Source organism: Vibrio sp. V42_P2S4T144 (assembly GCF_009904715.1).
GTDB lineage: Bacteria > Pseudomonadota > Gammaproteobacteria > Enterobacterales > Vibrionaceae > Vibrio > Vibrio alginolyticus.
In genome coordinates this window covers 1-5,862 of sequence record NZ_WXWS01000172.1, presented here as the reverse complement: position 1 = coordinate 5,862, position 5,862 = coordinate 1, and the positions used below count along the sequence as shown (strand labels likewise).

Genomic DNA, 5,862 nt, shown 5'->3' with positions numbered 1-5,862 from the left:
CTTATAGCCCTTTCCGTTAATAAACACGCAGCGAGATGAGAGAAAATCTCCTATAGGAAAATAATTAACCAATAGGAAAAAATATGAAGGGGATCAAATTTTCATTTATCGATATACAACGAAGTTCGATGCAGTCATTTATGTTTAAAACAAAAAAGCGCCCATCAAAAATGATGGGCACTTTTATATTTAAAAAAACAGGGAGTTAAAGTTACTTAGCAACCATTACCATTGCCGGACGAATCACACGACCGTTTAGTTCGTAACCTTTTTGCATAACAAACATAACAGTGTTTGATTCATGATCAGGGCTCTCCTGAATCGACATCGCTTGATGGAACTCTGGATTGAATGCTTCACCTTCAGGGTTGATTGCTTTCAAGCCAAATTTCGCGACAACGTCTACAAACGTTTTATGTGTTAGTTCAACGCCTTCTAGGAACGGCTTCACAGTTTCATTCTCTGTATCTGCCGCTTGAATTGCACGCTCTAGGTTATCAATAACAGGAAGCAGCTCTTCTGCAAACTTGTTCAACGCAAACTTACGTGCTTTATCGATCTCTTGCTCAGTGCGACGACGCATGTTTTCTACTTCAGCTTTAGAACGCAACACCGCATCTTGTTGCTCTTTTACTTTTGCCTCGCTAGACAATAGTGCCGCTTCTAGTTGAGCAATCTTAGCGTCTGTCTCATCACCAAGCTCTTCAAGCTCAGCTTCAACTTCTTGTGCTTCAGCTTCTACTTTTTCAGCCTCTTCGATGATTTGATCAAGCTCTTCTTCTGTAACTTTGTTTTCTTCGTTGCTCATGATATCTCCAGAATTCAACATAATGCCCTTAAAGCCATGCGCGTTTTTGCGGGCTTTAACCACATAAAAATTCGCATATTTAGGTGACTTGCCATTATTATGGGGATGAAGATTCCTGATTCAAGCCTCTTTAATGCGGAAATGCTATGAAAAATCCATGTAACGTGATCGCGATTATCGGAAAACCAAGAGATCAACAAGCAATTCAAACTCATAAAGAGTTGTACCAATGGTTGACCTCTGAGGGCTATAAAGTATTCATTGACGATCGCCTTGCCGCAATACTGGATGATATCCCACAGAGTCAGTTTGCTAGCTTAGTTGAACTAGGAAAAAATGCCGATCTAGCCATTGTGGTTGGTGGCGATGGCAACATGCTAGGTGCAGCAAGAATTTTATCCCGATTTGATGTACCAGTTATAGGCGTGAACCGCGGAAATTTGGGCTTCTTAACTGACTTGAACCCAGACGACTTCCAAGCGTCTCTGCAAGCGGTACTCGACGGTGAGTACATTGAAGAGGAGCGTTTTCTTTTAGAGGCGGAAGTACACCGCCACGGACAAATAAAGAGCCATAACGCTGCGCTAAACGAAGCCGTACTTCACCCAGGGCAAATTGCTCATATGATTGAATTTGAAGTGTATATTGATGAAAGCTTCGCCTTCTCTTTACGGGCCGACGGTTTGATTGTCTCCACTCCGACTGGCTCGACGGCATATTCACTTTCTGGCGGCGGCCCAATTCTTTCTCCTAGCTTGAATGCCATTTCACTCGTGCCAATGTTCCCTCATACATTGTCGAGTCGACCTTTGGTGGTTGATGGAAAACGTCGAATTAAATTGGTGGTATCACCAGAAAACCGTGGAACACAAGAAGTTAGCTGTGATGGACAAGTCTCACTTCCAGTTACCCCTGGCGACGAAATTCACATCTATCAAAGTCCAAATGTACTAAAGCTCATCCATCCAAAAGACTACAGCTACTATCACGTCTTACGGAATAAGCTTGGCTGGTCTAGTAAATTGTTCTAACACTTGTTACTCAGGGCAATAACTTCAATAAAAAAGCCAGCAGCTTAATTGCTACTGGCTTTTGGCTTTCTTAGACAAGAAATAGACACAAAGTAGTGAGGCGACACGATATTTGTCATCATTAAAGAGAAGCTTATAAATTTTGATCCTGTGGGCAAACTTTACACAAAAGATAGAAAAGCAAATTCAATGATCTATGTCCGGTGATATTCTCACCATGAATAGAGTATTAACTCTATTTCATACAATCAATAAAGGACATATTATGAAGAAAACCATCATTCTGTCTGTTCTCAGTACATTAGCACTTATTGGCTGCCAATCAGAGGAAACGCAAGTCAACAGTGTGTCCAATGCAAAAGCGGAAGATATCACTAAGACGAAACGGGCCCTAGCTCAACAATTGAGTGAGAATTATGCTGCCATTGAACCCATGCTGAGAAGAGATATTACTCCGCAACAGACTAACGTGTCTGTATCAGCATTTGTTAAGCAAAACCCTAACTCAGAGTTCAGCCGCCAGCTTGTACAAGCTGACACTCAAATTCGTAGCTGGAAAGGTATTTCTGAATACTCTGATCAGTTGTTAGAAGTTCGCTTGGCAAATGAAGCCATGATAACAGCATGGCAAAGTGGCGAGGTCGAGCCATTATTTGCATTTGAACCAAGTGGTGATGATGAGAATTGGCAATACATCGAAGCATTTGATGTGTATGGCAACATCCATCAACTCGATGTTTACCAGCTCCCTGAGGTACCTGTACTTGTCGTTGATAACAATAGCTCTGCAGAGCTAAAAGCAGGCTTGCAAGCTATGCAAGCTGAGATGAAAAAACTCGGTCAACCAGCTTTAGTTCAACCATATATTGCTGATGAACAACGCCAAAATACACCGCTATTGTCAAGTAGCGCAGTGGGTGAAGCGGCTCCAATTCAAACCACGCAGTTGAAAAAGATCCGTCTAGCCGATGACAAAGAACCTTGGATCTCTGGCAAGGCAGAAATCTACGCTATCGTAACGGGCGTCAATCCAAGTCGTGATGAACCTACTCTCGATTTGGTGGAGCTTCCATACTTAGACTACGATAACCAAGATTACTATCCAAATCAGATCATTATTCACTGGTCTCGTTACCGCTGGGGTGCGGCAGACATTGTGCTCATGGAGCAAGATGACGGCACAGACTATAAACAATTGGCAAAACTCCTTGTTCAAGTTGCCGAAGAAGTATTGAAAGCGATTCCAGATCCAGAAGTTCAGGCTTACGCGATTATTCCGCAAATCACGAACAAGATCATCGACATTATCCCCGATGGTGTACTCACGAATGATGATGACTTCGTCGACGTTTACTACACTCTAATGCAAGACACTTTATACGTGGATCACCCAGGTGCAGGTGTGAATGCAGTCGTCACACTAGAACCACTAACGATTAACCCAACTCGTCCGTAACCTGTTCAACTTTAATGAGTCGTTGTAATCACATCGGCTCATTTTTCCCACTTCATCACAAAAAAACAGCCTACAAAGAAAATTTTCCTTACCCGACTTTACTGTATAAAGAAACAGTATATACTGTTCTCTTATACAGTATTGTTCAGTTATACAGGTAAATAAAATGCTGGCTCATCTAAGTGTTAATAATTTTGCGATTGTTAAGTCTTTACAACTCGAGCTTTCTAAGGGCATGACCACCATTACAGGTGAAACAGGCGCGGGTAAATCCATTGCTATTGATGCTTTAGGGCTCTGCTTAGGCGGACGAGCCGATGCCGGCATGGTGCGACAAGGTGAAGAGAAAACCGAAGTTAGCGCCGCTTTTTTATTGGACAACAACTTACATGCAACACGTTGGTTAGAAGATAACGATCTGCTAGATGGCAGTGAGTGTATTTTGCGTCGTATTATCACAAAAGAAGGCCGCTCAAGAGCCTTCATTAATGGCAGCCCTGTTCCACTATCACAGCTCAAATCTCTAGGGCAGCTACTTATCAATATCCATGGGCAGCACGCTCATCATCAATTGATGAGAAGTGAGCACCAAATGGCCATGCTCGACCAATATGCTGGGCATTTAAACCTACTAAAAAGCACACGAAGTGCTTACCAGCATTGGCGTCAGGCGGATAATAACCTCAAGCAGCTAAAAGAAAATAGCCAGCAAAACCAGGCGCAAAAACAGTTGCTTGAATACCAAATCAAAGAACTGAATGAGTTATCGCTAGGTGAAGAAGAATTTGCAGAGCTCGAGCAAGAGCACAAACGACTATCCAACAGTGGTGAACTCGCCACTACCTGTCAGCAAGCCATCGAACTTATTTACGAAGGTGAAGAAGTCAATGCGCTTGGTATTTTGCAATCGGCCAATCACTCCCTAATTCAATTAGCCGAATTAGATGAAAAGCTATCTGAGCTACCTAACATGCTGTCAGAAGCAATGATTCAACTTGAAGAAACGAAGAATGAATTACGCAGCTACTTAGATGGCATCGATGTTGATCCAGCTCGTATGGCTTATGTAGAAGAACGTTTTTCTAAAGTGATGTCTGTAGCTCGTAAACACCACGTAATGCCAGAAGAACTCTACCAGCATCATCAAGATCTTCAGGCCCAAGTAGAAGCGTTAGATTGCTCCGATGAACGTTTAGATGAACTTGCTCAAGAAGTAGAACACAAGTACCAAAGCTTTCTAACACAAGCAGAAAAACTGCACAAATCACGCAGCCGTTACGCAAAAGAACTGAACAAACTGATCACACAAAGCATGCACGAATTGAGCATGGATAAAGCAGTATTCAGTATCGAAGTTAGCAATGACAACACGCACCCATCGCCGCTTGGCATGGACAGCGTGTGCTTCTTAGTATCGACCAACCCGGGACAACCATTACAACCTATAGCAAAAGTTGCGTCAGGCGGTGAGCTATCACGCATCTCTCTAGCGATCCAAGTGATCACCGCTCAGAAAGTAGATACACCAAGTTTAATCTTCGATGAAGTGGACGTAGGTATTAGTGGCCCAACAGCTGCCGTAGTGGGCAAAATGCTACGCAAGCTTGGCGAATCTACTCAGGTATTGTGTGTCACTCACCTCCCTCAAGTTGCCGGATGCGGCCATCAACAAATGTTTGTAGCTAAGCAAACCAAAGCAGGCCAAACCGAAACCCAAATGCACGCATTAGATGAACAACAACGTGTGGCAGAATTAGCTCGCTTACTTGGGGGTAGTCAAATAACCGACTCAACGTTGGCAAACGCAAAAGAACTGCTTATCGCCGCTTAATAAATCGACAAGGGATGAGAAATGGATATCAGAGCAATACACAAAACCAACTGCTTAGATCTCATCCCTATTTTTATTGAGTTAGAACATTACTACTTCAAAGAAAAAGCTTCATCAAAACACGATCTGGTCCATTATCTAAAGAGCCAAGTCTTCTCTGAACATTCTGGTGTTAATATCATTGCGGTTTACGATAATGATGACGTCGTAGGCTTTGCATCTTATACCGTCATGCTCCCTGCCCCAAAACTCTCAGGACAGATGTACTTAAAAGATCTGTTCGTATCTTCGAAGGTTCGAGGAAAAGGGGTTGGTCTCAAGTTAATGAAGTATCTGGCATCTTTGGCGATCAAGTGTGGATGCCAAAGGTTGGACTGGACAGCTGAAAGTAGTAACCCTACCGCAGGTCAGTTTTACCGCTCAATTGGTGCAACACTAATTCATGAAAAAGAGTATTATCGTTTTTCAGGTGATGCATTACGCGAATTCGCCAAAACCAACTAACGAGTCACTAGGCTTGGCTCACCGCTGAAAGCGTCCATCACCCTACCTCCGATTGAAATGTGCTCTTCGTCACCTAACTAATACGTCATGTGGTGACATTTACCGCCTAATATCGGTGAATAAATGCAACTCAACTCAAAATTCGTTGTCAGATTGTCTACCATACGACGCATAGCTTTTTACATCTGCGTCGAGCTTGTTTATTATCAGCGCAGTATTTTAAAGGTTACTA

5 protein-coding genes are annotated in these 5,862 nt (G+C 42.8%); 4 read left to right on the top strand and 1 reads right to left on the bottom strand.

From position 1 onward, the window contains the following. Nucleotides 1-211 precede the first annotated feature (211 nt). Nucleotides 212-808, bottom strand: a complete 597-nt coding sequence (gene grpE / locus CAG68_RS06055; RefSeq protein WP_021034134.1) for a nucleotide exchange factor GrpE — start codon at nt 806-808, stop codon at nt 212-214. Between the two features lie 146 nt (nt 809-954). On the opposite strand from grpE, the gene nadK reads away from it, so the two are divergent. The 4 genes from nadK to CAG68_RS06035 all read left to right on the top strand — a co-directional run bounded on the left by nadK (nt 955) and on the right by CAG68_RS06035 (nt 5,630). Beyond that, nucleotides 955-1,839 (top strand): NAD(+) kinase, encoded by an 885-nt coding sequence (gene nadK, locus CAG68_RS06050; RefSeq protein ID WP_005381631.1) that lies wholly within the window; start codon nt 955-957, stop codon nt 1,837-1,839. Between the two features lie 265 nt (nt 1,840-2,104). Beyond that, complete coding sequence (locus tag CAG68_RS06045) at nt 2,105-3,295, top strand: DUF3103 domain-containing protein (protein ID WP_161440918.1); 1,191 nt, start codon at nt 2,105-2,107, stop codon at nt 3,293-3,295. Between the two features lie 166 nt (nt 3,296-3,461). Continuing rightward, the gene (gene recN / locus CAG68_RS06040; protein WP_161440917.1) at nt 3,462-5,126 is read left to right on the top strand and encodes a DNA repair protein RecN; all 1,665 of its coding nucleotides are present in this window, start codon (nt 3,462-3,464) and stop codon (nt 5,124-5,126) included. Nucleotides 5,127-5,147: 21 nt separating this feature from the next. Next, nucleotides 5,148-5,630: a GNAT family N-acetyltransferase gene (locus CAG68_RS06035; RefSeq protein WP_161440916.1), complete on the top strand. Its 483-nt coding sequence runs from the start codon at nt 5,148-5,150 to the stop codon at nt 5,628-5,630. Nucleotides 5,631-5,862: the final 232 nt, after the last annotated feature.

Coding starts and splice junctions, on each gene's coding strand:
- grpE (WP_021034134.1), bottom strand. CDS start 808: ATGAGCAACGAAGAAAACAAAGTTACAGAAGAAGAGCTTGATCAAATC.
- nadK (WP_005381631.1), top strand. CDS start 955: ATGAAAAATCCATGTAACGTGATCGCGATTATCGGAAAACCAAGAGAT.
- CAG68_RS06045 (WP_161440918.1), top strand. CDS start 2,105: ATGAAGAAAACCATCATTCTGTCTGTTCTCAGTACATTAGCACTTATT.
- CAG68_RS06035 (WP_161440916.1), top strand. CDS start 5,148: ATGGATATCAGAGCAATACACAAAACCAACTGCTTAGATCTCATCCCT.
- recN (WP_161440917.1), top strand. CDS start 3,462: ATGCTGGCTCATCTAAGTGTTAATAATTTTGCGATTGTTAAGTCTTTA.